Below are 25,992 nucleotides of genomic sequence, written 5' to 3' on the forward strand. Positions count from 1 at the left end.
GTGGTTAGAAACGGAAGGTGGCGGTGGCGACGACCTGACGTCCGGCCCCCCAGTAGCAGGCGTATTCGCTGTAGCAACTGGAGACATATTCGCGGTCGAACAGGTTGTTGACGTTGACGCCGACCGACGAGCCCGGCAGGCCAAAGCGCGCCAGATCGTATTTCACCGTCGCATCCATCAGCGCATAACCGGCCACACTAAAGGCATCATTTTTCTTACCGGTGCTGGTGTCATTTTTGTAGTAGCTGACCGTTGAACCGATATAGCGCGCCCCGGCCCCAATCGTCAGACCGCTCAGCGCGGTTTCGTGGAAGGTATAATCCGCCCACAGGGAGGCCATGTTACGCGGCACTTCCGCCGGACGTTTACCGTTGAACACCGTATCGTGAGTGTACTCCGCATCGGTGTAGCTGTAGGCTGCGGTGACGTTAATATTGGCGTTCACCGCCGCCTTCGCCTCCAGCTCAAGGCCGCGGGAGCGGATTTCGCCGGTCTGGATGCTGAACGCCTGGTTAGCCGGATCCGCCGTCAGGTTCTTGTCTTTGGTCAGCTGATAGACCGCCGCGGTGACCACCACCGGCATATCTTTCGGCACATATTTCACGCCGGCTTCATACTGCTTACCGCGCGACGGATCGAACGGCTTACCGCTGCTGCTGGATCCCGATACCGGTTCAAACGATTCGCTGTAGCTGAAGTACGGAGAGATACCGTTATCGAACAGGTAGTTGATGCCGCCGCGCCAGCTGAACTGCTGGTCGTGGTTCTCCGCCAGGCTGTTGGTGGCGCGGGTTAACGTTGAGGTCGTGGCGTAATCGTAACGGCCGCCCAGGGTCATCACCCATTTATCCCACTCCATCTGATCCTGCGCGTACAGGCCAGTCTGCTCCATCCGGTTGAGCACCGCGTACGGGAAGGTGACCTGAATATTCGGATTGCCGTACTGCGGATTGTTCATGCTGATGGGATCCGCCGTCCCGTAGTCGGCATCCACATCGTTACGCATCCGCGAGTAGTCCACGCCGGTCAGCAGGGTATGGTTAACCGCGCCGGTGGCGAAATCAGACTGCAGCTGAGTATCAACGGTGAAGGTGTTCAGGTGCTCGTCGGAGCGCACATAGGCGCGATTCATGTAGCCCGGCGCGACATAGCCGTTGCCGTACACCGAACGATAGAGCGTATGCACATCGGCATAGCGCAGGTTCTGCCGCACGGTAAAGGTGTCATCGAACTGATGGGAGAAGCTGTAGCCCACCATCTTCTGGCGGCGGGAGATTTTATTATCCGCCTCGCCTTCGTTGAAATCGGTCGGCAGCTTATGCGCCTTACCGTTGGCGTCGTAATACGGCACCACGGTGCCTTCGCGCGGCAGCCAGCCGTAGTAGCCCGCATCCGGATCATTCTGGAAGTTGCTCAGGAAGGTGAAGTCGGTTTTATCGTCCGGACGCCAGCTAAAGGAGGGCGCCACCGCGTAGCGGGTCGATTTCGCCATCTGCTGCTGGGCATCCTGGCTGCGGCCCAGACCGGTCAGGCGGTAGGACCAGACGCCGGCATCATCAATGGCGTCGCTGAAGTCAAACCCGGTCTGCCACAGATTGTCGGTGCCCATCTTAAACTGCACTTCTTTCAGCGGCTCGGTGGTCGGGCGTTTGCTGACCATGCTGACGATACCGCCCGGGTTGCTGTTGCCGTACAGCACCGAGGTTGGCCCGCGCATCACTTCCACGCGCTCCAGGAAGTAAGGATCCATGGAGACTTCAGAGTAGTTATTCCCCTGCAGCTTCATGCCGTCCAGATACTGGTTGGTGTTGACGGTCGTCGAGGTGGTGAAGCCGCGAATGGTGACCACGTCATAGGTGGTCGAACTGCCGCGGGTGGAGAAGACGCTTGGCGTATAGGAAAGCGCCTCTTTTACCGTCGTCGGCTGACGCATCTCCATCTCCTGGCGCGTCACCACCGACACAGACTGCGGCGTTTTTTCTATCGGGGTATCGGTTTTCGTCGCCGTGGCGGAGCGTTTCGCCGCGATGGTCGGCGCCGGTCCCCAGGCGCTTTCCTGGGCGGCCGGGGCGGCAACGACGGTAATGGTTTCTTCTTGCTTCGGTTGTTCTGCTGCCTGTGCGTAGACAGACATGCCGCTAACCGCCGTGGCTACTACAGCTGCGACTTTACGCAGCGAGTGGTTTGGCTGAGCAGTTTTTGGACGCGCCATGGGTATATCTCTGATGAAAGTGAATGATAACGTAAACGAGAATTATTATTATGACGGGCGATATAATAGGCGAAACGTTGAAGGCAAGGCAAGCGATATGCCTGTCGCTGCGGGTTGAAGGCTGAATTAATAACCAGATAGTTATTATGGAGTTAAAGAGCCGTTAACTTTTTTACAGGCATAAAAAAACCCCTTAATACTTTCGTCTTAAGGGGTCTGGTCTTAGGGCTTAAATCAGTTACTGCCGAACATATCCTTGATCCAGCCCGCGACGCCGTCGCTCTTCTCCTGCTGCTTCGGCGGCTGCTGCTGCTGTTGCTGCTGTTGCTGCTGAGGCTGCTGCTGCCCGGACTGATTGAACGGGTTGTTCGCTTCCTGCTGCTGCAACTGCTGCTGCTGCATCATCTCGCCCTGGCGGCACAGCGCATCCGGCTGCGTCGTCCACACCGGCAGCGAACGCATACCGCCGCTGCAGACGAAGTTGCCGTTGCTGTCCACGCCCATGTCGACCACGTCTTCAGGCGCCGTCAGCACCAGCGGCGTTGGCGTCTGGTTCGCCAGATAACGCTGGTAAATCGACATCGCACCGCTGGCGCCGTACAGTTTGGTTGGCTGGTTATTATCGCGACCCACCCAGGTGATGGTCACCTGGCTACCGTCGATCCCGGCAAACCAGGTATCGACGTTATTGTTGGTGGTCCCGGTTTTCCCCGCCAGATGGAGGCCCGGATACTTCGCGCCCAGCTGACGCCCCGTCCCGCGCTGCACCACCTGCTGCATGGTCCACAGCGTCATGTAGGCCGCCTGGGCAGGCACCGCGCGCTCCGCCTGCGGATAGCTCTGATACAGCACCGTGCCATCTTCCGCAATCACTGACCGCAGGGCGGAGAGTGGCGCACGGTTGCCGCCGCTGGCGATGGTCTGGAAGGCCTGGGCCACTTCAATTGGCGTCAGGTTCAGCGCGCCAAGCAGCATCGCCGGCACGGCGTTGAGCTGATTCTTCGGCGCCCCCAGTTTGGTCCAGGTATCGACCACCGCCGGCAAGCCCAGCGCCATCCCGAGGTTAACCGTCGGCACGTTCATCGAACGGGTCAGGGCATCCACCAGCATCACCTGGCCGCTGAAGCGACGATCGTCGTTCTGCGGCGACCAGGTCTGGCCGTTGGACAGGCGAATAGTCACTGGCGCATCGGCGATCCACGTATTCAGGCGATACTGGTTCGGCTGGCTCAGCGCGGTCAGATAGGTCGCCGGCTTGGCCAGAGAACCAATCGAACGGCGGGCCTGCATCGCACGGTTGTAGCCGGCGAACTGCGGCTCCGCGCCGCCGACCATCGCCCGCACTTCACCGGTAAAGCGGTCCACCACCACCATGGCGGTTTCCAGATCTGCCAGCTTGCGCTGTTTCTTCAGTACCGGGATCCCTTCGGTGGCCGCTTTTTCCGCGGCATCCTGCGCCACCGAGTCGAAGGTCGTGAAGATCTTCACGCCGGAGAGATCTTTCACTTTATCGCCCAGCTTCGCCTGCAGCTCCTGACGCACCATCTGCATAAACGCCGGCTGTGGTGAAATCACCCCGCCGCGCGGCTGCACGCCCAGCGGACGCGCGCTCAGCATGTCGTACAGCTCCTGGTCGATGACCTGCTGCTGCTGCAGCAGACGCAGCACCAGATTGCGTCGCTCAAGGGCCAGTTTCGGGTTGCGCCACGGGTTATAGACCGAGGCCCCTTTCACCATCCCCACCAGCAGCGCCTGCTGGTCGAGGCTCAGCTCTTCCACCGGACGGCCAAAGTAGTACAGGCTGGCCAGCGGGAAGCCGCGAATTTCGTTATCGCCGCTCTGACCGAGGTACACCTCGTTCATATACAGCTCAAGGATGCGATCCTTGCTGTAGCGGGCGTCGACGATCAGCGCCATGTACGCTTCGTTGGCTTTACGCCAGTAGGAGCGTTCGCTGGAGAGGAACAGGTTTTTCACCAGCTGCTGGGTCAGGGTACTTGCCCCCTGCACCGTCCGGCCTGCCGTCAGGTTCGCCAGCACCGCACGGCCGATGGAATAGAGGCTGATACCATCGTGCTCGTAGAAGTGGCGGTCTTCGGTCGCCAGCAGCGTATCCACCAGCAGGTCGGGGAAGCCGCTGCGCTTCACGAACAGACGCTGCTCGCCGTTCGGCGACTGCAGCATGGTGATAAGTCGCGGATCGAGGCGGAAGAAACCGAACTGGCGGTTGTTATCCATATTCTCGATGGTTTCCAGATGGTCGCCGTCGAAGGTCAGACGCGCGCGCACCTGCCCTTCTTTACTGTCCGGGAAATCGAACGGACGGCGGATCATCTCGATGCTGTTGGCCTGCACCGTATATTCGCCGGGACGCGTCATCGCGCTGACCTGACGATACTGGGTGGCGTTCAGCAGACGCACCATCTCGTTTTTGCTGATCTGCATGTCCGGCTCAAGGTTCACCATTCGGCCATAGACCGCGGCCGGCAGCTCCCAGACTTTACCGTCAATGCGGCTGCGGATTTTCTGGTCGAGGTAGACGCCATAGGCGGCAATCAGCACCGCGAAGACAATCCCCAGCTTGACCAGCAGCCACAGCCAGCTGCGCTTACGACGAGGCTTACCACCTTTGCCTTTGCCTTTTCTCGGCACCGGTTTCTCATCCTCATAATCATCGTCATCATACTCGTCGTCGTAGTCCTCTTCCCGGACCCGGCGACGGGTGACTTTCTGTTTTGTCGGACGTGAGGGTCTTCCCTTACGTCCGATAGGCTCGCGGTCATCTCCCGCCATGCTTTTTCTCCGCAACGTTCAGGCGCAAAGGCCTGATTCTCAATACTTCCCCTGTTCAGAGGAAGAAGAAATCTCTCAAATTAACGTCCTGGCTGCTTACCCTCGGGACGACAACCTGCTGGCGGGCAGAACGCGCCGCCCACCTTTCAAAGGGTTGGTTTGCTTCGTTTCACATGATACTAACAATAAAAATTCACCATAAAATCATTGTGTTAAACGCATCACTGGCAGAATGAGTCAGAACATAGCACGTAATGTTCAGGGCATACAGGATAGCACTAAAATGCGACATTCTTAACCAGCATTTTACCTCGTACTCACGTAACAAGATGGGAAAGAGTATGTTTTTTAATAACATAAAAAATGACGCTCGCCCTGACGCCAAATGCGGCGACATCATCTGCCGCAGAAAATATATTTTCCGGCCGCCAATATTTATTACTGAAAGAAGTAAAGGGGATTAATCGAGTTTCTGCCAATAAAAATGAGAGCCTGTTAACATTTATGCAGAATCATATTTTATGATGACACCAGGGAAATATTTGTTAAACTAGCGGCCAGTGATTCATTATTTTGATTACTCTACTATGCGCATTCCGCTTATATTTCCGCTTTGCGTGGTGGCCGTGCTCTCTGGCTGCCAACAGAAACCCGCCTCAACGCTCAGTCCGGCCATCAGTAGCCAGGCGCAGCTCGAGCAGCTCTCGTCCGTGGCGGCAGGAACGCGCTATCTCAAGAATAAATGTAATCGTAGCGATCTGCCCGCCGATGAAGCTATTTATCGCGCGGCGGTGAATGTCGGCAAAGCGCGCGGCTGGGGAAATATTGACCCGGCAACGTTAAGCCAAAATAGCGACCGGCTTTACCAACAGCTTTTACAGGACAGCACCCCGGAAGCCGCGCAGTGCAGTCAATTTAATCGCCAGCTTGCTCCCTTTATTGCCAGCCTGCGCGGCGACTAAGCAAAATATCTTCAACGCGCATTTTATTGCGCGTGCCCCTTATTAGCCTTTCGGCTCCTCGTCAATTTTCCCCCCGGGCCAGTCCTCCAGCGCCGCGAGGGTAAAGGTCGTGCCGTTGAAGCTAAAGATCGTCACATCCTGCTGGATCTGCTCCACCACCAGATTGGGCAGCGGGGAGTCGCCCTCCGTCCACGCTTTGCCATTTAACACAATGCTGCGCTTTTCCGCTAACGAGGCGTAGACATGCGCGCTATAGCGCAGAGGCGGCAGCGTATCGCTGTCCACCACCGGCGCGGCGGGCGCGCTGGGTTTTGTCGCCGGCGGCGGCGTCTTTGGCGCGGCCTCTCCGGCAGCGGTTAACGGCAGAAGCGCCGCATGCGCCACCGGCAAGGGCAGCGGTTGCGGCGGTGCCGGATGACGCCACTGCTCGCCGCCAAACCAGCCGAGCGCGAATAATAATCCGGCGTACAGCGGGATAATCCAGCCTGGGATCTGCACCATCCGGCCGCGGATCACCGGCGCGTCCGCCTGCGCGGAAGGCGGCTGATGCGCCACCAACGGGGGGATCCCTCTTTCACTGTCATCACGAACAATCACCACGATCTCCTGTTCCCTCACGATAACGAGAAGGCGCCCTTACGGGCGCCCCAAACGGCTGACAAAGCGCAATCTTCAGGGATTGCCCGGCGGCGCTGCGCTTGCGCGGGCCTACAGCTAACTGCATAACGGTTTGATATTGCAGTCCTTCACAGGCCGGGTAAGGCGAAAGCCGCCACCCGGCAGAAAGGCGGCACAATATCAAACCAGGTTTGTCATCAGCCAGAGGCGCCCTTACGGGCGCCCCACGTCACGTTATTTACTGCTCACCGGCAGGCCGGCGCCCTGCGATTCGCCCTGCGGCAATTCGAGAACGGCAACCGACCAGGCCGGCAGCGTGACCGAGCCGTCAGCGGCAATCTGCACGCCGCTGGCCAGCGAACGGTCGCCCGCCGCCTGCTGGATGGCGCTCAGCTGGAGCGATGCGCCGGCGAAATCCTGCAGCGTCCGGCTTTCCGGAGCGGCGTTAATCGCCACCACGATGCCGTCGACGCGGCTGTCCAGACTGGCGCCAGCCTGCATCCCGTCATCGATGGTCATCACCAGCAGACCGGTCTGCTGATCGGCGCCGGTATTGCGGAAGTCCACACGCTGCATCACCGTCGCGCCGTCGCCGAGGGTAAACAGCGGAGATGACTTACGCAGCGCGGTCAGCTCCTGATAAAACGCGGTCATCTGCTTGAGCTCGGCTTCACCCGGGGTGGCCACCCAGTCCTTCACGCGGGCGATGATGTCATAGTTGCTGCCATCATCGCTGCTGCGCGGCATACCGACGTTGTAGTTGTTGTCCTGCAGGGAGTAATCCACGCGGTTAAACCAGTCGCCGGAATCATACGAGTCGCGGGTAAAGGATTTGGAGCGCAGCAGCTCCGAGCCCTGCTGGTCAAAGGCGATCCCCTGGCCGAGCATGACCGTGGCCAGCGACACCGCCTGCATCCGGACGCGGGTGTCGAGATCCGCCTCCTGAGCGGCTTTGTAGCTGATCATGTCCCACAGCGTCTGGTTGTCGTGTTTTGACACATAGTTCACGACTTCCGTCGGATCAGCCGCGTAGCCGCCAGGCGCGCCGTTATAATCAATCTCGCTGCCTCTCTTCACCGCGCCGTCTTTGTCGATCAGCACGAAGTCCGCAAGGTTACCGGCCATGCCGAGACGGGTCAGATCGGCGAGATGGCGCGCCTGATCGTCGGTCAGGGTGGTCAGCTCATTCGGCAGAACGCCGGCCCCGCTGCCCACGCCCTGGTTCTGGCGCAATGCATCGCCGGAGTCGAACGGTCCGCCGCCGCGCACGGCGTCGCGCAGACGATCGGAGAACGTGCCGATCCCGGTGCCTTTGAGATTGATTTGCGAGGCAATTTCAAAGCGATCGCTCTGGTTGGAATCCCAGCCTTCGCCAAAGAAGTAGATATCCGGGTTCAGCGCTTTAATGCGTTCCCAGGCCGAGAGGATCTGCGCTTTCGGGTGGTAGCCCATCAGGTCGAAGCGGAAGCCATCGATCTTATAATCGGTGGTCCATACCGCCAGTGAATCGGCGATAAGCTTGGCGAACATCCGGTGCTCTGGCGCCGAGTCGGAGCAACAGGTGGCCGATTCCACGCTGCCGGTGGTTTCGTTCAGACGCTGATAGTACCAGGGGACGATCTTATCCAGCACCGAGGTGCGGTCGGTCGGGCCGGCGGCGTTGGTGTGGTTGTACACCACGTCCATAATGACGTTCATTCCCAGATCCTGCTTGATCGCCTGAATCATGGTGCGGAACTCTTTAATGCGCGCCGTGCCTTCCGGGTCGGTGGCGTAGGATCCTTCCGGTACTGTGTAGTGGAACGGATCGTAGCCCCAGTTATAGGAGTCGGTCTGCGCCACCAGCGTATTCAACGCCTGCACCTGCGGGTTATCCTTACTGTCGTTCTGCTTCAGCTGAGTCAGCACCTCTTCAACCGTCGAACCGCTGTCGCAATAGCCCGCGAACTCGCTGCTCTTCACCGCGCTGTTGACCTCGCACAGGCGACTGAACGGCTGCTGAATATCGGCGACTTTGTCGCTGAACTCATTGACCGTCGCCAGATCGAAGACCGGCAGCAGCTCAATATGGGTCACGCCCGAGGCCGACAGCTGCTTCAGATGCTGGACCATATTGCTCTCCTGGGCGGTGAGCGCCAGATACTTACCGCGCAGCTCCGCAGGAACGGTTTGATCCCAGGCGGAGAGATCGCGAATATGCGATTCGTGGATCGTCATCTTCGCCAGGTCAGCTTTGGTTTTCTGCGCGTGCGGCATCGTCAGCCCGTCCCAGCCTTCCGGCTTCAGCGCGCTGTCGTTCAGATCGACCACCTGGCTGTACTCCGAGTTGGTCGACAAACTGTGGGCGTAGGGATCGGTCACTTCGTACTGCTCGACTTTGCGCGACTGCGGGTGGTAGACCGTCATCGCGTAGCGGTAGAACGCGCCTTTCAGGTCGCTCCCTCCCTGCCAGGACCAGGCGCCGGAGGCGCTGTCGCGGGTCATCGGGTGACTGGCAACCACTTTCTTGTCCGCACTGTAGAGCACCAGCTCGACCTGCTGCGCCGTGGGCGCCCAGACGCGGAAGGTCACGCCGCTATCGGTTAGCTGGGCGCCATAGCTCAGCGCCTCGGCGGCGGCGGCATAGGTATCATCCAGCACGCCGGCGGTCTGCACCTGGGTGGCGGAGCTCAGTATCCCGTCGCTTTCGGCGGATATCGCCACCGTCTCGCCCTGCAGCAATTCCTCGACGTTGACGTCATCCGGCAGCTTAAAGGCAGGATAGCTGGCGAGATGCGGGAAGCGCATGCTCACCTGCTGGCTGACGGTGGTCGGGGTCAGCTTGACATACTTATCGGTAAATTCGCCGTTACTGTCGGCGGCCACCTTACTGCTGTGGCTGTAATAGAGACGCACAATGGGTTTATTTTCCCCGCCCGGCCACAGCAGAGTGGTCTTATCGACCCAGTGCGCATCGGCCAGCGCCACGCCAAAGGCGGCGCGGAAGGCGTCGGCGCGGGAGTCATAGACCGCGCTGTTGCCGGCGATGACCGATACCGTCCAATCGGTGAAATCACTGAAAGAGACGCGCAGGTCGCTGTCGATAAGCTTATTGGTGCCATCGCGGACGATCACGTTGATACACCCGCTCTCTTTAGTCAGCGGGATCACCCAGTAAGGGCCATATTTGTCGCTGCCGGTCGGCGTGGTGCTGACATCATTCCAGTCCGCCACCGGCGCGCTCAGCGCATCACAGGTTTCGTTATTCCACAGATAGAGGTTTTTGCTGGCATAGTCGGCCGGCGCGCTGCTGGTGATGCCGGCGATATCGACGAGGTGAATGACAGCCTGGTTGGCAGAGGCCTGTACCGCTTCGCCAGGGACGGCAACGTCCGGTAAACGGACGACGACATCCTGCGGGTCGGGCGTGCCAGGATTACCGGGTTCGCCAGGTGAGCCAGAGGAAGAGGAGGAAGAGCTGTTATCACAGCCACTCAATAATACTAACGATCCAAGAAATAGGGCATGACAGGTATATCTGAGCATTCGATAGTCCCTAATATGCTTATTAAATTATAAAAGGTAAGAAAGGATGAATATCTTTACAGCGCGCTAATTAGATATTTTTGCTTTCTCAGGCGCAATCATCCCCCACAAATGAGAGGGGGGCGTAGGAAGCCGGGGGAGTAAATGAATAAAGGGAATGACGACCGCAAACCGCAAACTGATTATGATTCGCCACGCTTATCGCCACTCTCCGGCAATAATTCATTCAAAAGCCAATAATCACCTACCTGTTTCGGTAGGGTATTACGCCAGCGTGCAGAAAAATAAATTAGCAAAGGGATTAAAATGCCAGTTTCTGTGATGGGGTTAACAAATATAAATAAAGGGATAATTAAATTATTACCCCGAATTGTGACGCTCATCATATTAATAACCGCCATTCCGCAGCTGGCGAAATTAACCTGGCGAGTGGTATTCCCTGTCAGTTCTGAGGATATTTCCGCCCTGCCGTTAACTGCGCCTCCGGCAGCGGAACCGGAATTAAAAAACGTGCGGCCCGCGTTTACCCTGTTTGGCCTGGCGACGAAAAATCCCCCCGCGCCAGCGGAGGCCACCAGCCTCGATCAGGTGCCGGTTTCCAGCCTGAAGCTACGCCTGGCCGGGCTGCTCGCCAGCAGCAACCCGGCGCGTTCCATCGCGATTATTGAAAAAGGAAATCAGCAGGTTAGCCTTAGCGTCGGCGATACCACCCCGGGATACGATGCACAGATCGCTGCCATCCTGCCAGACCGGATCATCGTCAACTATCAGGGGCGCCAGGAGGCCATTTTATTATTTAACGATACCCGCGCGTCGTCGTCATCGCCCGCCGCCGCGCCCCGTCCGCCCCTTATGAAGCGACTCCGCGAGCAGCCGCAAAATATCCTCACTTATTTAACGATTTCGCCAGTACTCAGCGGCGACAAACTGCAGGGCTACCGACTTAACCCTGGCAAAGACGCCTCGCTGTTTCGCCAGGCCGGCCTGCAGGCAAATGATTTGGCGATCGCCTTAAATGGCATCGATTTACGCGATCAGGAACAAGCGCAACAGGCGCTGCAGAATCTGGCCGATATGACCGAAATAACGCTAACCGTTGAGCGGGAAGGCCAACGACACGATATTGCTTTCTCCCTGGGGGATGAATAATTGCCAACCATGAAACGCCTGCGAAAAATGCTTCCTGCGCTGCTGATATTAACCCCGCTGCTATTTTCTCCGGCCGCCGCGGAGGAATTTTCCGCCAGTTTTAAAGGCACCGATATCCAGGAATTTATCAATACCGTCAGCAAAAACCTGAATAAAACGGTGATTATCGATCCCAGCGTACGCGGCACTATCACCGTGCGCAGTTACGATATGCTCAATGAAGAGCAATATTATCAATTCTTCCTCAGCGTACTGGATGTATATGGCTTCGCCGTGATTAATATGAATAACGGCGTGCTGAAGGTGGTCCGCGCCAAAGATGCCAAGACCTCGGCCGTTCCGGTCGCCAGCGAGGCCGCGCCGGGCGAAGGCGATGAGGTCGTCACCCGGGTGGTGCCCCTGACCAACGTCGCCGCTCGCGATCTCGCACCGCTGCTCCGCCAGCTGAACGATAACGCTGGCGCCGGCAGCGTGGTCCATTATGAACCTTCCAACGTCCTGCTGATGACCGGCCGCGCGGCGGTGATCAAACGCCTGCTGACCATTGTCGAACGCGTCGACAACGCCGGGGATCGCAGCGTGGTGACCGTGCCTCTCTCCTGGGCCTCCGCCGCGGAGGTGGTCAAACTGGTTACCGAACTCAATAAAGACACCAGCAAGTCGGCGCTGCCGGGATCGATGGTGGCGAACGTGGTGGCCGATGAGCGCACCAACTCGGTGCTGGTGAGCGGCGAGCCAAACTCGCGCCAGCGCATTATCGCCATGATCAAACAGCTCGACCGCCAGCAGGCGGTGCAGGGCAACACCAAAGTGATCTACCTGAAGTACGCCAAAGCCGCCGATCTGGTGGAGGTCCTGACCGGGATCAGCAGCTCGCTGCAGAACGATAAGCAAAGCGCCAAGCCGGTGGCCGCGATCGATAAAAATATTATTATCAAAGCCCACGGCCAGACCAACGCCCTGATCGTCACCGCGGCGCCGGACGTGATGAACGATCTGGAGCGGGTGATCGCCCAGCTGGATATCCGCCGCCCGCAGGTGCTGGTGGAGGCGATTATCGCCGAAGTGCAGGATGCGGACGGACTCAACCTCGGTATCCAGTGGGCCAATAAAAACGCCGGCATGACCCAGTTTACCAACAGCGGATTGCCGATCTCCACCGCGATCGCCGGCGCCAACCAGTACAACAAAGACGGCACCATCAGCAGCTCGCTGGCCAGCGCCCTCGGCTCGTTTAACGGTATCGCCGCCGGCTTCTACCAGGGGAACTGGGCGATGCTGCTCACCGCCCTCTCCAGCAGTACCAAGAACGATATTCTGGCCACCCCCAGCATCGTCACCCTCGACAATATGCAAGCCACCTTCAACGTCGGCCAGGAAGTCCCGGTGTTAACCGGCTCGCAAACCACCTCCGGCGACAACATCTTCAATACCGTCGAGCGCAAAACCGTGGGCATTAAACTGAAGGTGAAGCCGCAGATTAACGAAGGCGATGCCGTGCTGCTGGAGATTGAGCAGGAGGTATCAAGCGTCGCCGATTCGGCCTCCAGCACCAGCAGCGATCTCGGGGCGACCTTTAATACCCGGACGGTGAATAACGCCGTGCTGGTGGGCAGCGGCGAAACGGTGGTGGTTGGCGGGCTGCTGGATAAAAGCGTCACCGATAGCGCCGACAAAGTGCCGCTGCTCGGCGACATCCCGGTGATCGGCGCGCTGTTCCGCTCCGACAGCAAGAAAGTGTCGAAACGCAACCTCATGCTGTTTATCCGCCCGACCATTATTCGCGACCGCGATGAGTACCGCCGGGCCTCCTCCGGCCAGTACACCGCCTTCAACGATGCGCAAACCAAACAGCGGGGCAAAGAGAGCAGCGAAGCATCGCTCAGCAACGATCTGCTGCACATCTATCCGCAGCAGGAGACCCAGGCCTTCCGCCAGGTTAGCGCCGCCATTGACGCCTTTAACCTCGGAGGCCGCCCATGACGCCAGCCGCCGAACGCCGTCCGCTGTTGCCCTTCGCGTGGGCCCGCGCGCACCATCTGGTGCTGCTCAGCGACGGCGAACGCTGCGAAGCGCTGTGCCGCGCTGATACCGCCGCCCGGGCGCTGCTGGAAGCGCGCCGCCTGGCGGACGGGCCGATGAGCGTCAGCCGTCTGGCGCCGGAAGCGTTCGAGAAAGTGCTGGTGCTCAGCTATCAGCGTGACTCGGCGGAAGCGCACCGGATGATGGCCGACATCGGCAATGAGCTTGACCTCTATACCCTCGCCGAAGAGCTGCCGGATACCGACGATCTGCTCGACGGCGAAGACGATGCGCCGATTATCCGTCTGATCAACGCCATGCTCACCGAGGCCATCAAAGAGAAAGCCTCCGATATCCATATCGAAACCTATGAGCGCCATTTGCAAATTCGCTTTCGCGTCGACGGCGTGCTGCGGGAAATTCTGCGCCCGCAGCGGCGGCTGGCCGCGCTGCTCATTTCGCGCATCAAGGTGATGGCGAGCCTGGACATTGCCGAAAAACGGGTGCCCCAGGATGGCCGCATGGCGCTGCGTATCGGCGGGCGGGCGATAGACGTGCGCGTCTCCACCCTGCCCTCCAGCCACGGCGAACGCGTGGTGCTGCGCCTGCTGGACAAAAACAGCGTCAACCTGGATCTGCAGACGCTGGGCATGCCCCCCGCCCTGCTTGACCAGGTCGACGCGCTGATCGCCCGGCCACACGGCATCATTCTGGTCACCGGGCCGACCGGATCCGGGAAAAGCACGACGCTCTACGCCGCCCTCAGCCGCCTCGACGCCCGGGAGCGCAACATCATGACCATTGAAGATCCGGTGGAGTATGAGCTGGAAGGCATCGGCCAGACCCAGGTCAACGCCAAAGTCGAGATGACCTTCGCCCGCGGCCTGCGCGCCATACTGCGCCAGGATCCGGACGTGGTGCTGGTGGGCGAAATCCGCGATGGCGAAACCGCCCAGATCGCCGTCCAGGCCTCGCTGACCGGCCACCTGGTGCTGTCGACGCTGCACACCAACAGCGCGCTGGGGGCCGTTTCCCGCCTGCAGGATATGGGAGTGGAGCCCTTTTTACTCTCTACTTCGCTACTGGCGGTGATGTCGCAGCGGCTGGTGCGTCGGCTGTGCCCGCACTGTCGTCAGCCCTGGCAGGCGGATGCTGACGCCGCCCGGCAGATGGCGGTCCCGGCCGGTACGCCGCTGTGGCAGCCAAAAGGCTGCGCCCGGTGTAATTTCACCGGCTATCGCGGACGCACCGGCATTCACGAGCTGCTGCTCATTGACGACCGCGTCCGCGCCGCCATTCATCGCGGCGAAAATGAGATCACCCTGATCCAGCAGCTGGGGCCAGCCTGGCAGACCCTGCGCCATGCCGGGCGCGATAAAGCGCTGGCGGGGATCACCAGCTGGGAGGAGGTGATGCGGGTCACCGAACAGCAAACGGCGGACAGCGTCTGAGATGGCCCTCTTTCGCTATCAGGCGCTGGACGCGCAGGGCAAAACCCGCCGCGGCGTTCAACAAGCCGACTCCGCCCGCCACGCCCGCCAACTGCTGCGGGACAAGGGTTGGCTGGCGCTGGAAGTGGCCGCCGCCGACCCGGCGAGCCGGCTGTGGCGCGGCGGGCTGATCGCCCGGCGCACCAGCGCCGGTGATTTAGCCCTGCTCACTCGCCAGCTGGCCACCCTGGTCGCCGCCGGCATTCCGCTGGAAAAAGCGCTCGATGCCGTCGCCCAGCAGTGCGAAAAGGCGTCGCTGAGAACGTTAATGGCTGGGGTGCGCAGCAAAGTGCTTGAAGGCCATTCGCTGGCGGAGGCGATGCGCGCCTATCCCGCCTGTTTCGATGGCCTGTTCTGCGCCATGGTGGCGGCCGGCGAAACCTCCGGCCATCTCGACGGCGTGCTGAACCGGCTGGCGGACTATACCGAGCAGCGCCAGCAGCTTCGCGCCCGCCTGCTACAGGCGATGATCTACCCCATCGTGCTGACGCTGGTCGCCATCAGCGTGATCGCCATTCTGCTCTCCACCGTGGTGCCGAAAGTCGTCGAGCAGTTTGTCCACCTAAAACAGGCCCTGCCCTTCTCTACCCGGCTGCTGATGAGCCTGAGCGACATTGTGCGCAGCGCGGGCCCCTGGCTGGTGCTGCTGTCATTCCTGGCGCTGCTGGGGCTGCGCTATCTGCTGCGCCAGCCCGCCCGGCGGCTCGCCTGGGACCGGGCGCTGCTGCGTCTGCCGGTCATCGGCCGCGTGACGCGCAGCGTCAACAGCGCGCGCTACGCCCGCACCTTAAGCATTCTTAACGCCAGCGCGGTACCGCTGCTGCTGTCGATGCGCATCAGCGCCGGCGTCCTCAGCAATGCCTGGGCGCGCAGCCAGCTGGAGACCGCCAGCGAATCGGTGCGCGAGGGCGTCAGCCTGCATCGCGCGCTGGAGGCGACAGCGCTGTTTCCGCCGATGATGCGCTACATGATCGCCAGCGGCGAGCAAAGCGGTGAGCTGACCGCCATGCTGGAGCGCGCGGCGGAGAACCAGGACCGGGAGCTGAGCGCGCAGATCCAGATGTCCCTCAGCCTGTTTGAACCCCTGCTGGTGGTCACCATGGCCGGCATGGTGCTGTTTATCGTGCTGGCCATCCTGCAGCCGATCCTGCAACTGAATACCCTTATGAGTATGTGACTGTATTAATGGAGAAAACTATGCAACGGCAACGCGGCTTCACGTTACTGGAAATTATGGTGGTGATCGTCATTCTCGGCATCCTCGCCAGCCTGGTGGTACCTAACCTGATGGGCAACAAGGAGAAAGCGGACCGCCAGAAGGTGGTCAGCGATCTGGTGGCGCTCGAGGGGGCGCTGGACATGTATAAGCTGGACAACAGCCGCTACCCGAATACCGAACAGGGACTGCAGGCGCTGGTGACCGCCCCGGCCGCCGAGCCGCATGCCCGCAACTACCCGGAAGGGGGCTATATCCGCCGCCTGCCGCAGGACCCGTGGGGAAATGAGTATCAGCTGTTAAGCCCCGGTCAGCATGGCGCCATCGACGTCTTCAGCGTCGGCCCGGACGGAATGCCCGACACCAATGACGACATCGGCAACTGGACCCTCGGGAAGAAATAGTGTCTCAGCGCGGTTTCACCCTCCTGGAAATGATGCTGGTCCTGCTGCTGATCGGCATCAGCGCCAGCATGGTGCTGCTGGCGTTTCCCTCCGCCCGCACCCAGGAGGCCACGCAGATCCTGGCGCGCTTTCAGGCGCAGCTGGACTTTGTCCGCGAGCGCGGGCAGCAAACCGGCCAGCTCTTCGGGATCGTCATCCACCCTGACCGCTGGCAGTTTATGCGCCTGCAGCCTGCAGACGAAGGCGCCCCGGCGGCGGCTGACGACCGCTGGGGCAACGCGCAGTGGCTGCCGCTGCAGACCGGGCGCGCCACCACGGCGGAAACCCTCCCGCAGGCCAGGCTGACGCTGCGCTTTCCCGACGGCCAGGCGTGGACGCCGGGCGAGCAGCCCGACGTGATCATCTTCCCCGGCGGCGAAGTCACGCCGTTTCAGCTGCGGATTGACGCCGCGACGGGCATCAACATCGACGCCCAGGGCGACAGTCAGCCGCTGGCGGCGCGGGAGCAGCCATGAAACGCGAGAGCGGAATGACGCTTATCGAAGTGATGGTCGCGCTGGTGATTTTCGCCCTCGCCGGCCTGGCGGTGATGCAGTCCACCCTGCAGCAGACGCGCCAGCTTGGGCGTATGGAAGAGAAAATCCTCGCCAGCTGGCTGGCGGATAATCAGCTGGTGCAGCTGCGGCTGGAGAAACGCTGGCCCGCCCTCAGCTGGTCCGAAACCACCGTGGAGGCCGCCGGGACGCGCTGGTTCGTCCGTTGGCAGGGGGTGGAAACCGCGCTGCCGCAGCTGCGGGCGCTGGACGTGGAGGTCCGGCGGCAAAAAAGCGATCCCGCGCCGCTGGCGACGCTGCGCACCTGGGTGACGTCGCCATGATAACGAAAATGCGCGGTTTCACCCTGATTGAAACGCTGCTGGCGCTGGCTATCCTCGCCGTCCTCAGCGCCGCCGCCGTGATGGTGCTGCAGAATGTCATCCGCGCCGATGGCCTGACCCGCGAGAAGAGCAAGCAGATCGCCGCCCTCCAGCGCGCCTTTCGCCAGATCGCCGATGATGTCACGCACATCATTCCCCGTCGCGCCAGAAACAGCGACACGCTTTTCTTCGCCGGACGTTTCCAGTTGCAGAGCGACGACTGGGGGCTGGCCTTCAGCCGCAGCGGCTGGCCGAATCCGCTGGGGATCCTCCCGCGCTCGGAGATCCAGAACGTCAGCTACCGCCTGCGCCAGCAGCAGCTTGAACGGCTCAGCTTCGATCAACAGGATCCGCTGACCGGCAGCCAGCCGACGGCCCGGGTGCTGCTGCGCGAGGTGACGGCGTTTCGCCTGCGGTTTTATGCCGACGGGCGCTGGCAGGAGACCTGGGACCGCTCGCAGTCGCTGCCGCAGGGGCTGGAGATCACCCTGACGCTGGCGAACAGCGGGGAGATAACCCGCCTGTTTTTACTCACCCCGGGAGGCGGCCAGTGAAAAATCGGCAACGCGGCGTCGCGCTCCTGATGGTGCTGTTCATCCTCGCCCTGATGATGATCCTCGCCAGCGCCATGACCGAACGCACCTCGGTCATGTATCAACACACCGCCGTGACCCTCGATAATCTGCAGGCCAGATGGTACGCCCTGGCGGCGGAAAACATGGCCGCCGCGCTACTGCAACGCGACGCGCTGGACTCGCCCAGTCAAACAAACCTGGCGCAAACCTGGGCGCAGGAGGGACGCCGCTTTACCCTCGACGATGGCGAAATCCTCGCCACGATCCGCGACGGGCACGCCTGCTTTAATCTCAATGCCATCAACCATCGCGCGGATGAGACCAGCGGCGGTACGCCCTACCCGACCGACGTCTTCGCCCGGCTGCTGGCGCTGCTCGGCGAGTCGCCGCTGCGCGCCAGCCAGATCGCCGCCGCCCTCGGCGACTGGACGGACAGCGACGGCCAGCCGCGGCTGAACGGCGCGGAAGACGAGGTCTATATGGCGCAAACCCCGGGCTATCTCGCCGCCAACCAGCCGATGCAGGATGTCAGCGAGCTGCGCCTGCTGGCCGGAATGGACGCCGCGCTCTATCAGCGCCTGCTCCCCTTCGTCTGCGTCCAGCCGGATGATGCGCTGCAGGTCAATGTCAACACCCTGCGCCCCTCCCAGGCCGCCCTGCTGGCGGCCCTCTTTCCCGGCGATCTGACGCTGCAGGAGGCGCAACAGCTGCTGCACAACCGCCCGCGAACCGGGTGGAGCAGCGTCGCCGCCTTTCTCGCACAGCCGACGCTGCAGAAAACCGATACCACGCTCGCCCGTCCCTGGCTGACGGTGCACAGCACACGCTTTATCGCCGCCTTCACCGTGGTGACCGGCAACCTTCGCTTTCAGCTGCACAGCGTCCTGCAACAGGAGGGGCGCGCCTTTACCGTCGTCCAGCGGCGATACGGACTTTCTATGGTGGTTGATGAATAAGTTTAACGCTTCCCCCCAGGCCATGCTGATCGTGCGCTTCGCCCCCGGGCAGGCGCCGCTGCACTGGCAACTCTTCGCCCCCGGCGAGCCGCACCACGAAGCCAGCGGCCGGTGGCCGGCTGACGACGCCAGCCCTTTCCCGACGCTGGCGGCGCATTACCCGGCCTGGGTGCTGATCCCGGCCAGCGACTGCGCGTTTCACACCCTCACCCTGCCGGCGGGCCTGCGTAAACCGCCGCTGCAGGTGGCCCCCTTCCTGCTGGAAGAGCAGCTGGCCGACGAGGTGGAAGCCACCCATTTTGCCCTGCTCCACCGCCAGCAGGCCCAGTGCGAGATCGTTGCCGTGCAGCGGCAAAAAATGCGCGACTGGCTGGCGCGCTGCGAGTCGCTCTCGCTACGGCCCCTGGCGTTGACGCCCGATGTGCTGGCCCTGCCCTGGCAACCGCCGGCGTGGAGCGCGGTGCAGGCGGACGACCAGTGGCTGATCCGCCACCAGCCATGGGCCGGCATGGCGGCGGAACCCCCCTGGCTGGCGGAGCTGCTGCAGGGCGAGGCGGAAGCGCACGTCATCGACAGCTATTCGCCGCCGCCCGCGGCGCCGGGAGAGTGGCGCGCGCAGCCTGCGCAGACGTTGCTCTCCCTCGCCGCAAGTCATCCGGCGGCGCAGAAGCTCAGTCTGCTGCAGGGGGAGTTCGCCGTCCGCCGTCGGCGGCCTGATCAGACGAGCTGGCGTCCGGCGCGGTATGCCGCGCTGGCCCTGGCGCTGCTGCTGGCGGTGAACAGCGTGCTGGATCATCGCGATCTGGCGCGTCAGACCGAGGCCGCCCGGCAGGCCAGCCGGGCCTACTATCATCGCTGGTTTCCAACGGAGAAAAAGGTGATTAACCCGCGACTGCAGATGCAGCAGCATCTGCAAACCCTTGCCCGTCAGGCGCAGCATGCCCCCCTCGTCGACCGCCTCAGCGCGTTGCAAAACATCATCAGCGAAACGCCGGGGATCCGCCTGCGGGCGCTGAGCTGGGATGCAACAGGCAACCGTCTGCAGCTGGATATCGCCGCGGCCTCTTCCCGGGCGCTGGAGCAGTTTACCCAGCGAGCGCAGCCGCGGTTTCGCGTCCGGCCAGGCGACATGACCACCAGGCCGGATGGCATTGAAGGACAGCTGACGCTGGAGGAAAACGATGGCTAATCTGCTCATCTGGTGGCGACAGCGCACGCTGTCCGAGCAGCGCCTGCTGCTCGGCCTGGCGGGATTGCTGACAGCCTGCGCCCTCTGGTACGGGCTGTGGCAGCCCTGGCGGGCCCGCGAGGCGCAGTGGCGGCAAACCCTGGTGAAAGAGCAGGCCAGCCTGCGCTGGATGACGCAGCAGGGTCCGCGCCTGCAGCAGCTCAGCCAGCAGCCCGCGCCGGCGGCAAAAGAGGCGCTCACCGCGCTGGTGATGCGCGAGGCGGCGAGCCACGGGCTGGAAGTCGTTCGTCTGCAGCCGCAGGGGAAACGTCTGCAGGTCACCCTTCAGCCCTGCGCCTTCCAGGCGCTAATGGACTGGCTGGACGCCCCGGCGATGCGCGGCGTCAACGCGATCTCGCTGTCCGTAACCGGGCAGCCGTCGCGGCCGGGCTGGGTCACGGTCAACCATCTGCTGCTGGAGCGCGACGATGAAAGCTAACGGGCTCGCGGGTGGGCTACTGCTGGCGCTCTATCTGCTGTGGTTGACCGCCACCGCCCCGGCGCGTCTGTTAGTCCCGATGCTACCGCCCGAGGTACAGGTGGCCAACCTCAGCGGCAGCATCTGGCGCGGCGCGGCGCAGTCGGTCTCCTGGCGCGGCGTGCGGCTTGAGCGGCTGACGTGGTCGCTCACCCTGGCTGGCTGGCAGATCGCGCTCAGCGATCCCCGCGGCGTGGAGGGTCAGGCCCGGCTGTGGGGCATCCGCGATCTGCGTCTGCAGGAGGGGCGACTCACCGCCCCCGCCAGCCTGCTTGGACGCTGGCTAACGCCGACTATGCCCGTCAGCGCCGAGGGAGAGGTCACGTTCAGCCTGGCCGAAGCGCACTTCAGCGAGGGGCGCTGCCGGCAAATCACCGCCGGACGCGCGCAGTGGCGTCAGGCCCGGCTGCACTCTCCGGTCGGTAGCCTGGAGCTGGCCCAGGTCAGTGGCGCCTTAAGCTGTACGGCGAACGGCGCCGTGGCGCTGGCCATCCGCCAGGATTCTCATCAGTTGAGCCTCAGCGGCCAGGGAACCCTGTCGCCCGATGGCCGCTATCTGTTTCGCGGTACGCTACAGCCCCGTCAGGGGATGCCGCCCCTGCTGGCGCTGCTGGTCACCCGCCCGATGGCGAAAAACGCCCCGGGCCCGACGCCGTGGCAGCTGCAGGGAAAATGGTGATTAAAGGAGCAAAAATGACGACATTAGCCGCTTTATCGCTGCATTTTCCCCTTGTCTGGTATGGTTTCCTGCTGCTGTTCGGCCTGGCGCTGGGCAGCTTTTACAACGTGGTGATCTACCGTCTGCCGCGCATGCTGACCCAAACCGCGGACGACGAGCCGATAACCCTCAGCACGCCGGGCTCATCCTGCCCGCAGTGTCGCCAGCCGATAGCCTGGCGGGACAATATCCCGCTGCTCAGCTTCCTCTGGCTAGGCCGTCGCGCCCGCTGCTGTCAGGCGCGCATCTCGTGGAGCTATCCGCTGACCGAGCTGGCCACCGGCCTGCTGTTTATCCTCGCCGGGGCGCTGCTCGCGCCGGGCCTGGCGCTGGCGGGCGGCCTGGTGCTGCTCTCCTTCCTGCTGATACTGGCGCGGATTGACGCCCGGACCCAGCTGCTGCCCGATCGCCTGACCCTGCCCCTGCTGTGGGCCGGACTGCTGTTTAATCTTAACGAGGTGTACATTGCGCTGCCGGACGCGGTCGCCGGGGCGATGGCCGGTTATCTGGCGCTGTGGTCGGTCTACTGGCTGTTCCGCCTGCTGACCGGCAAAGAGGCCCTGGGCTATGGCGATTTTAAGCTGCTGGCGGCGCTGGGCGCCTGGTGCGGCTGGCAGGCTCTGCCGCAGGTGCTGTTGCTCGCCTCGGCCAGCGGGCTGGCGTGGACCCTGCTGCAGCGCCTGTGGACCCGGCAGTCACTGCAGCAGCCGCTGGCCTTCGGCCCCTGGCTGGCGCTGGCGGGAGGGGGCGTTTTTCTCTGGCAGCAGATGGTCTAGCGTGAGTGGTTCGCCTGGCCGGGCAGAATGCCGCCCGGCGCCTGGGGCTACGAATATTTTTTGCTGCGCCGGGTCGGGGCGGCGTTGGCCGGATCGTCCGGCCAGACGTGTTTCGGATAACGTCCCTTCATCTCTTTTTGCACCTCGCGGTAGCTTCCCTGCCAGAAGGCGCTGAGATCGCGAGTGATCTGCAGCGGACGCTGGGCGGGCGACAGCAGCTCAAGCACCAGCGGCACCCGCCCCTCGGCGATAACCGGCGTCGTGGCCTCGCCGAACATCTCCTGCATACGCACCGCCAGCGCCGGCGGGTTCTCCGCATGGTATCGGATCGCCAGACGGCTGCCGGTCGGCACGGTATAGTGCGTCGGCAGCTCGCGATCCAGCTTCTGGCGCAGCGGCCACGGCAGCCAGTCCTGTAGCCCCTGACGCAGATCCAACGCCTTCAGCGCCCGCAGCGAGTGAACGCCGTTCATCTGCGGCAGCAGCCATGCCTCCAGCGAGGCCAGTAGCGAAGCGTCATCCACCGCGGGCCATGCCTCTTCCGGCAGCCACTGCGCCGCACACTGCAGCCGCAGTCGCAGCTGCTCGGCCTCTGGCGTCCAGTTGAGCACCGCAAGGCCTTTCTCACGAATACCGTTGAGCATCGCCTGATGCAGCTCCGCCTCAGATGGCTTCGCCAGCGGCTGGGTCTTGATCACCAATTGGCCCGTCACGGTCCGCCGCCAGGCTTTCAGCGTCCCCTGCGCTTCATCCCACTCCACCGTGTCGGAACGCTGCGCCAGCTCGGGACGGGCGGCGATCAGCTCGCCGATATCCACCGGCAGAGCCAGCAGCATGCGGGCATCCGGCGAGGCGCTGCCCTGCAGCAGCAGCGGAGCGATCAGCCACTCATGGCGGCCCAGCGCGTCGTCGGCGTCAAGCATCGCGCCCATGCCGTTCGCCAGCTGATAGCGCCCCTCCTGACCGCGGCGACGGGCGATGCGGTCGGCGAAGGCCGACGCCAGTAGCGCGGCCATTCGTCCGGCGTCGGGCTGGCCGCTGCGGCAGGCCAGACGCTTCATCAGCTGCTGCGCCCGCTGCTGCCAGTTGGCCTGCTGACGGGAAAAGACGGCGGCCAAATCCACCAGCCCGCCGCGCGGCGGCTCCTCGAGGATCGCCGCCAGCCTGGCCGCCGTCGCCACCTCGTCATCGGTCTGCGCAGCGGCCAGCATCGCCGCCAGCCGGGGCTCGTTGCCGAGAGTCGCCATTTTGCGGCCAAACGCCGACAGCCGCTCGCCGTCCAGCGCCGAGAGCGCCTCCAGCAGGCGGCGCGCGGCGGCCAGGTTCACCGCCGGCGGCTGATCCAGCCAGGCCAGCGCAGCCGGATCGTGGCACCCCCACTGCAGCAGCTCCAGCAACAGCGCCGACAGATCGCTGTGCAGGATCTCCGGTTCGCTCTGCGCCGCCGCTCGTTCGGCCTGTTCTTTGCCAAGCAAATGCAGGCAGATCCCTGGGGAGAGACGACCGGCGCGTCCGGCGCGCTGCGTCATCGATGCCTGGCTGATGCGCTGCGTCACCAGCCGGGTCAGGCCGGTGCGCGGGTCAAAGCGGGCAACCCGCTCCTGGGCGCTGTCGACCACCAGGCGGATGCCCTCGATGGTCAAACTGGTCTCGGCAATGTTGGTGGCCAGCACCACTTTGCGCTTCCCGGCCGGCGCCGGGAGGATCGCTTTGCGCTGCTCGCTCAGGGGCAGCGCGCCATACAGCGGACAGAGGATGACATCCTCCGCCACGCGCTCCGTCAGCTGGTCGAGAACGCGCTGGATCTCGCCGACGCCGGGCAGAAACAGCAGCATCGACCCTTGTTCATGCCGCAGGAGCTCCGCCGCCGCTACCGCCACCGCCTCATCAAAACGCTGGTGCGCGGAGAGCGGGCTGAAGCGACGCTCCACCGGATAAGCGCGCCCCTCCGAGACCACCACCGGCGCCTCCGGCAGCAGACGCTGCAGGCGCTCGTTATCGAGGGTCGCCGACATAATCAGCAGTTTGAGATCGTCACGTAACCCCTGCTGGACATCAAGCAGCAGGGCCAGCGCCAGATCCGCCTGCAGGCTGCGCTCGTGAAACTCATCGAGGATCACCAGCCCCACGCCCGTCAGCTCGGGATCGCGCTGGATCATGCGCGTCAGGATCCCCTCCGTGACCACCTCCAGGCGGGTCTGCGGTCCGACGCAGGTTTCGGCGCGCATGCGGTAACCCACGGTCTCCCCCGGCTTTTCGCCGAGCAGTTCAGCCAGCCGCTGCGCGACATTGCGCGCCGCCAGACGCCTCGGCTCCAGCAGGATAATGCGTCCCGTGATGTTGCCCTCGGCAAGGATCTGCAGCGGCAGCCAGGTCGACTTCCCGGCGCCGGTCGGCGCATTGAGCAAAACCTGCGGCGCATGCTGCAGGGCAGATAACAGTTCTGGGAGGACGGCGGCAACCGGCAATGAGGACACAAAAGGCTCCGGGGGTTAACATTCAGGGGCTCGCATTGTAGCATCCCCCTAATTCATTACCGAGTCTCTATCATGTCTGAGCCGAAAAGGCTGTTTTTTGCGATTGAACTGCCGCCTGCCATCCGCAAACAGATTGTCCAGTGGCGGGCAACGCACTTCCCGGAGGATGCCGGCAGGCCCGTCGCAGCGGATAACCTTCACCTCACGCTGGCGTTTCTCGGCGAGGTGAGCGCGGAAAAACAGCGGGCGCTGACCGCCCTCGCCGGCCGCCTCCAGCCGCCGGGCTTTACCCTGACGCTGGACGATGCCGGACAGTGGCTGCGCTCGCGGGTGGTCTGGCTCGGGACCCGTCAGCCGCCGCGCGGCCTGCTGCAGCTCGCCAGCATGCTGCGCGCTCAGGCGGCGCGCAGCGGCTGCTATCAGAGTCCGCAGCCGTTTCATCCGCATATTACCCTGTGGCGCGACGCCCGCCAGGCGGTGCCGATCCCGCCGCCCGGCTTTCGCTGGACGTTTCCGGTGAACGAGTTCGTGCTCTATGAATCCAGCTTTAGCCGGGGGCGTACGCGCTACACGGCGCTGGAACATTATCCGTTTGATAAGGAAAGTTGATGCAGTTTGATCCGCCGTTGCAGCCCGCCATTTTGCTTAAACGTTACAAACGATTTCTTGCCGACGTGGTGACCCCCGATGGCCGCGAGCTGACGCTCCACTGCCCGAATACCGGGGCGATGACCGGCTGCGCCGCCCCGGGCGACACCGTCTGGTATTCCACCTCTGACAATGTGAAGCGCAAATATGCCCACACCTGGGAATTAACTGAAACGCAGCAGGGCGCCGTTATTTGCGTCAATACGCTGCGCGCGAATACGCTGGCGAAAGAGGCGATTTCCGCCGGAATAATCCCTGAACTTTCAGGCTATAACCAGCTGAAAAGCGAAGTGAAATATGGCGCAGAGAATAGCCGTATCGATATTATGTTACAGGCAGATGATCGCCAAAACTGCTATATTGAAGTGAAATCGGTTACGTTGGCGGAGAAAGAATACGGTTATTTTCCCGATGCGGTGACCACGCGCGGTCAGAAGCACCTGCGGGAGCTGATGGCCGTCGCGGCAAATGGCGACCGCGCGGTGATTTTATTTGCCGTCCTGCATTCGGCAATTGACCGTTTCTCTCCCGCGCATCATATTGATGCCAGATACGCACAGCTGTTAACAGAAGCCCGCGACAAGGGGGTGGAAATTCTCGCCTGGAAAGCGGAACTTTCTACGACGAGGATGACTCTGAATAAGCCGATCGCCGTGGTGTTAAACCCCGGTAAATAAGTGGCTAAATAGTGTTCGGGTCGCAAGCGCGAATACGCTTTTCTTCACAGGGTTGTCAAGTGTAACGTTTAGATAATTGCTATCCGGAAAAGCATCTGCTATTTATAGCGGCCTGATTTTCCCCCACATGGGGATCGATAGTGCGTGTTAAG

The 25,992-nt window shown here is 62.3% G+C and carries 23 protein-coding genes; 18 read left to right on the plus strand and 5 right to left on the minus strand.

The window, feature by feature from the left end; translation table 11 throughout:
• Nucleotides 1-4: 4 nt before the first annotated feature.
• Nucleotides 5-2,212: a ferrichrome porin FhuA gene (gene fhuA, locus K5R89_RS03820; protein WP_048296727.1), complete on the minus strand. Its 2,208-nt coding sequence runs from the start codon at nucleotides 2,210-2,212 to the stop codon at nucleotides 5-7.
• Between the two features lie 234 nt (nucleotides 2,213-2,446).
• Nucleotides 2,447-5,005, minus strand: coding sequence for a bifunctional glycosyl transferase/transpeptidase (mrcB, locus tag K5R89_RS03825; protein WP_023292032.1), 2,559 nt, complete (start codon nucleotides 5,003-5,005; stop codon nucleotides 2,447-2,449).
• 363 nt (nucleotides 5,006-5,368) lie between these two features.
• On the opposite strand from mrcB, the gene K5R89_RS03830 reads away from it, so the two are divergent.
• Together K5R89_RS03830 and gspS are read left to right on the plus strand one after the other, a co-directional pair.
• Entirely contained in the window at nucleotides 5,369-5,530 is a 162-nt protein-coding gene (locus K5R89_RS03830) for a hypothetical protein (RefSeq protein WP_072096638.1), read from the plus strand.
• 62 nt (nucleotides 5,531-5,592) lie between these two features.
• Nucleotides 5,593-5,967: a type II secretion system pilot lipoprotein GspS gene (gene gspS, locus K5R89_RS03835; RefSeq protein WP_023292031.1), complete on the plus strand. Its 375-nt coding sequence runs from the start codon at nucleotides 5,593-5,595 to the stop codon at nucleotides 5,965-5,967.
• A gap of 42 nt (nucleotides 5,968-6,009) precedes the next feature.
• Here gspS and gspB read toward each other — a convergent pair whose 3' ends face one another.
• Both gspB and pulA read right to left on the minus strand, forming a co-directional pair.
• A complete protein-coding gene (gene gspB, locus K5R89_RS03840) occupies nucleotides 6,010-6,564 on the minus strand; it encodes a type II secretion system assembly factor GspB (protein ID WP_217219890.1) in 555 nt (184 codons plus the stop codon).
• Nucleotides 6,565-6,819: 255 nt separating this feature from the next.
• Nucleotides 6,820-10,110 carry a pullulanase-type alpha-1,6-glucosidase gene (gene pulA / locus K5R89_RS03845; RefSeq protein WP_217259207.1) on the minus strand — a complete coding sequence of 1,097 codons (3,291 nt, stop codon included), beginning with the start codon at nucleotides 10,108-10,110 and terminating at the stop codon, nucleotides 6,820-6,822.
• Nucleotides 10,111-10,294: 184 nt separating this feature from the next.
• On the opposite strand from pulA, the gene K5R89_RS03850 reads away from it, so the two are divergent.
• From K5R89_RS03850 to K5R89_RS03915, 14 genes are read left to right on the plus strand one after another with little or no spacing between them, the layout of a single operon-like run.
• The gene (locus K5R89_RS03850) at nucleotides 10,295-10,432 is read left to right on the plus strand and encodes a hypothetical protein (protein ID WP_032429281.1); all 138 of its coding nucleotides are present in this window, start codon (nucleotides 10,295-10,297) and stop codon (nucleotides 10,430-10,432) included.
• On the plus strand, nucleotides 10,417-11,259 hold the full coding sequence (gene gspC, locus K5R89_RS03855) for a type II secretion system protein GspC (RefSeq protein WP_048296720.1): 843 nt from the start codon (nucleotides 10,417-10,419) through the stop codon (nucleotides 11,257-11,259). Before K5R89_RS03850 ends, gspC begins: the two co-directional genes overlap by 16 nt.
• Before the next feature lie 9 nt (nucleotides 11,260-11,268).
• Nucleotides 11,269-13,242: a GspD family T2SS secretin variant PulD gene (gene pulD, locus K5R89_RS03860; protein WP_023292027.1), complete on the plus strand. Its 1,974-nt coding sequence runs from the start codon at nucleotides 11,269-11,271 to the stop codon at nucleotides 13,240-13,242.
• Nucleotides 13,239-14,732: a type II secretion system ATPase GspE gene (gspE, locus tag K5R89_RS03865; RefSeq protein WP_217259206.1), complete on the plus strand. Its 1,494-nt coding sequence runs from the start codon at nucleotides 13,239-13,241 to the stop codon at nucleotides 14,730-14,732. The genes pulD and gspE overlap by 4 nt, the downstream gene beginning before the upstream one ends.
• Nucleotide 14,733: 1 nt before the next feature.
• Nucleotides 14,734-15,948 (plus strand): type II secretion system inner membrane protein GspF, encoded by a 1,215-nt coding sequence (gene gspF, locus K5R89_RS03870; RefSeq protein WP_023292025.1) that lies wholly within the window; start codon nucleotides 14,734-14,736, stop codon nucleotides 15,946-15,948.
• 20 nt (nucleotides 15,949-15,968) lie between these two features.
• Complete coding sequence (gene gspG / locus K5R89_RS03875) at nucleotides 15,969-16,391, plus strand: type II secretion system major pseudopilin GspG (RefSeq protein ID WP_002889054.1); 423 nt, start codon at nucleotides 15,969-15,971, stop codon at nucleotides 16,389-16,391.
• Nucleotides 16,391-16,906 (plus strand): type II secretion system minor pseudopilin GspH, encoded by a 516-nt coding sequence (gene gspH / locus K5R89_RS03880; protein ID WP_217219893.1) that lies wholly within the window; start codon nucleotides 16,391-16,393, stop codon nucleotides 16,904-16,906. Before gspG ends, gspH begins: the two co-directional genes overlap by 1 nt.
• Nucleotides 16,903-17,268, plus strand: a complete 366-nt coding sequence (gspI, locus tag K5R89_RS03885; protein ID WP_032452553.1) for a type II secretion system minor pseudopilin GspI — start codon at nucleotides 16,903-16,905, stop codon at nucleotides 17,266-17,268. Before gspH ends, gspI begins: the two co-directional genes overlap by 4 nt.
• Nucleotides 17,265-17,861: a type II secretion system minor pseudopilin GspJ gene (gspJ, locus tag K5R89_RS03890; protein ID WP_217259205.1), complete on the plus strand. Its 597-nt coding sequence runs from the start codon at nucleotides 17,265-17,267 to the stop codon at nucleotides 17,859-17,861. Before gspI ends, gspJ begins: the two co-directional genes overlap by 4 nt.
• Nucleotides 17,858-18,838 carry a type II secretion system minor pseudopilin GspK gene (gspK, locus tag K5R89_RS03895; protein ID WP_077259115.1) on the plus strand — a complete coding sequence of 327 codons (981 nt, stop codon included), beginning with the start codon at nucleotides 17,858-17,860 and terminating at the stop codon, nucleotides 18,836-18,838. Before gspJ ends, gspK begins: the two co-directional genes overlap by 4 nt.
• Entirely contained in the window at nucleotides 18,831-20,027 is a 1,197-nt protein-coding gene (gene gspL, locus K5R89_RS03900; protein WP_023292020.1) for a type II secretion system protein GspL, read from the plus strand. Before gspK ends, gspL begins: the two co-directional genes overlap by 8 nt.
• Entirely contained in the window at nucleotides 20,020-20,505 is a 486-nt protein-coding gene (locus tag K5R89_RS03905) for a type II secretion system protein M (protein ID WP_080901681.1), read from the plus strand. The genes gspL and K5R89_RS03905 overlap by 8 nt, the downstream gene beginning before the upstream one ends.
• Nucleotides 20,495-21,223, plus strand: a complete 729-nt coding sequence (locus tag K5R89_RS03910; protein ID WP_023292018.1) for a type II secretion system protein N — start codon at nucleotides 20,495-20,497, stop codon at nucleotides 21,221-21,223. The genes K5R89_RS03905 and K5R89_RS03910 overlap by 11 nt, the downstream gene beginning before the upstream one ends.
• A 14-nt stretch (nucleotides 21,224-21,237) precedes the next feature.
• Nucleotides 21,238-22,038: an A24 family peptidase gene (locus K5R89_RS03915; protein ID WP_023292017.1), complete on the plus strand. Its 801-nt coding sequence runs from the start codon at nucleotides 21,238-21,240 to the stop codon at nucleotides 22,036-22,038.
• 47 nt (nucleotides 22,039-22,085) lie between these two features.
• Here the strand turns inward: K5R89_RS03915 and hrpB are convergent, their stop codons facing one another.
• On the minus strand, nucleotides 22,086-24,515 hold the full coding sequence (gene hrpB / locus K5R89_RS03920) for an ATP-dependent helicase HrpB (protein ID WP_217259204.1): 2,430 nt from the start codon (nucleotides 24,513-24,515) through the stop codon (nucleotides 22,086-22,088).
• A gap of 72 nt (nucleotides 24,516-24,587) precedes the next feature.
• On the opposite strand from hrpB, the gene thpR reads away from it, so the two are divergent.
• Both thpR and sfsA read left to right on the plus strand, forming a co-directional pair.
• Complete coding sequence (thpR, locus tag K5R89_RS03925) at nucleotides 24,588-25,124, plus strand: RNA 2',3'-cyclic phosphodiesterase (protein WP_023292015.1); 537 nt, start codon at nucleotides 24,588-24,590, stop codon at nucleotides 25,122-25,124.
• Nucleotides 25,124-25,840, plus strand: coding sequence for a DNA/RNA nuclease SfsA (gene sfsA / locus K5R89_RS03930; RefSeq protein WP_023292014.1), 717 nt, complete (start codon nucleotides 25,124-25,126; stop codon nucleotides 25,838-25,840). Before thpR ends, sfsA begins: the two co-directional genes overlap by 1 nt.
• Nucleotides 25,841-25,992: the final 152 nt, after the last annotated feature.

The sequence above is a fragment of the Klebsiella sp. TF21-TM genome, from assembly GCF_019753495.1.
Taxonomy (GTDB): domain Bacteria; phylum Pseudomonadota; class Gammaproteobacteria; order Enterobacterales; family Enterobacteriaceae; genus Klebsiella; species Klebsiella quasipneumoniae.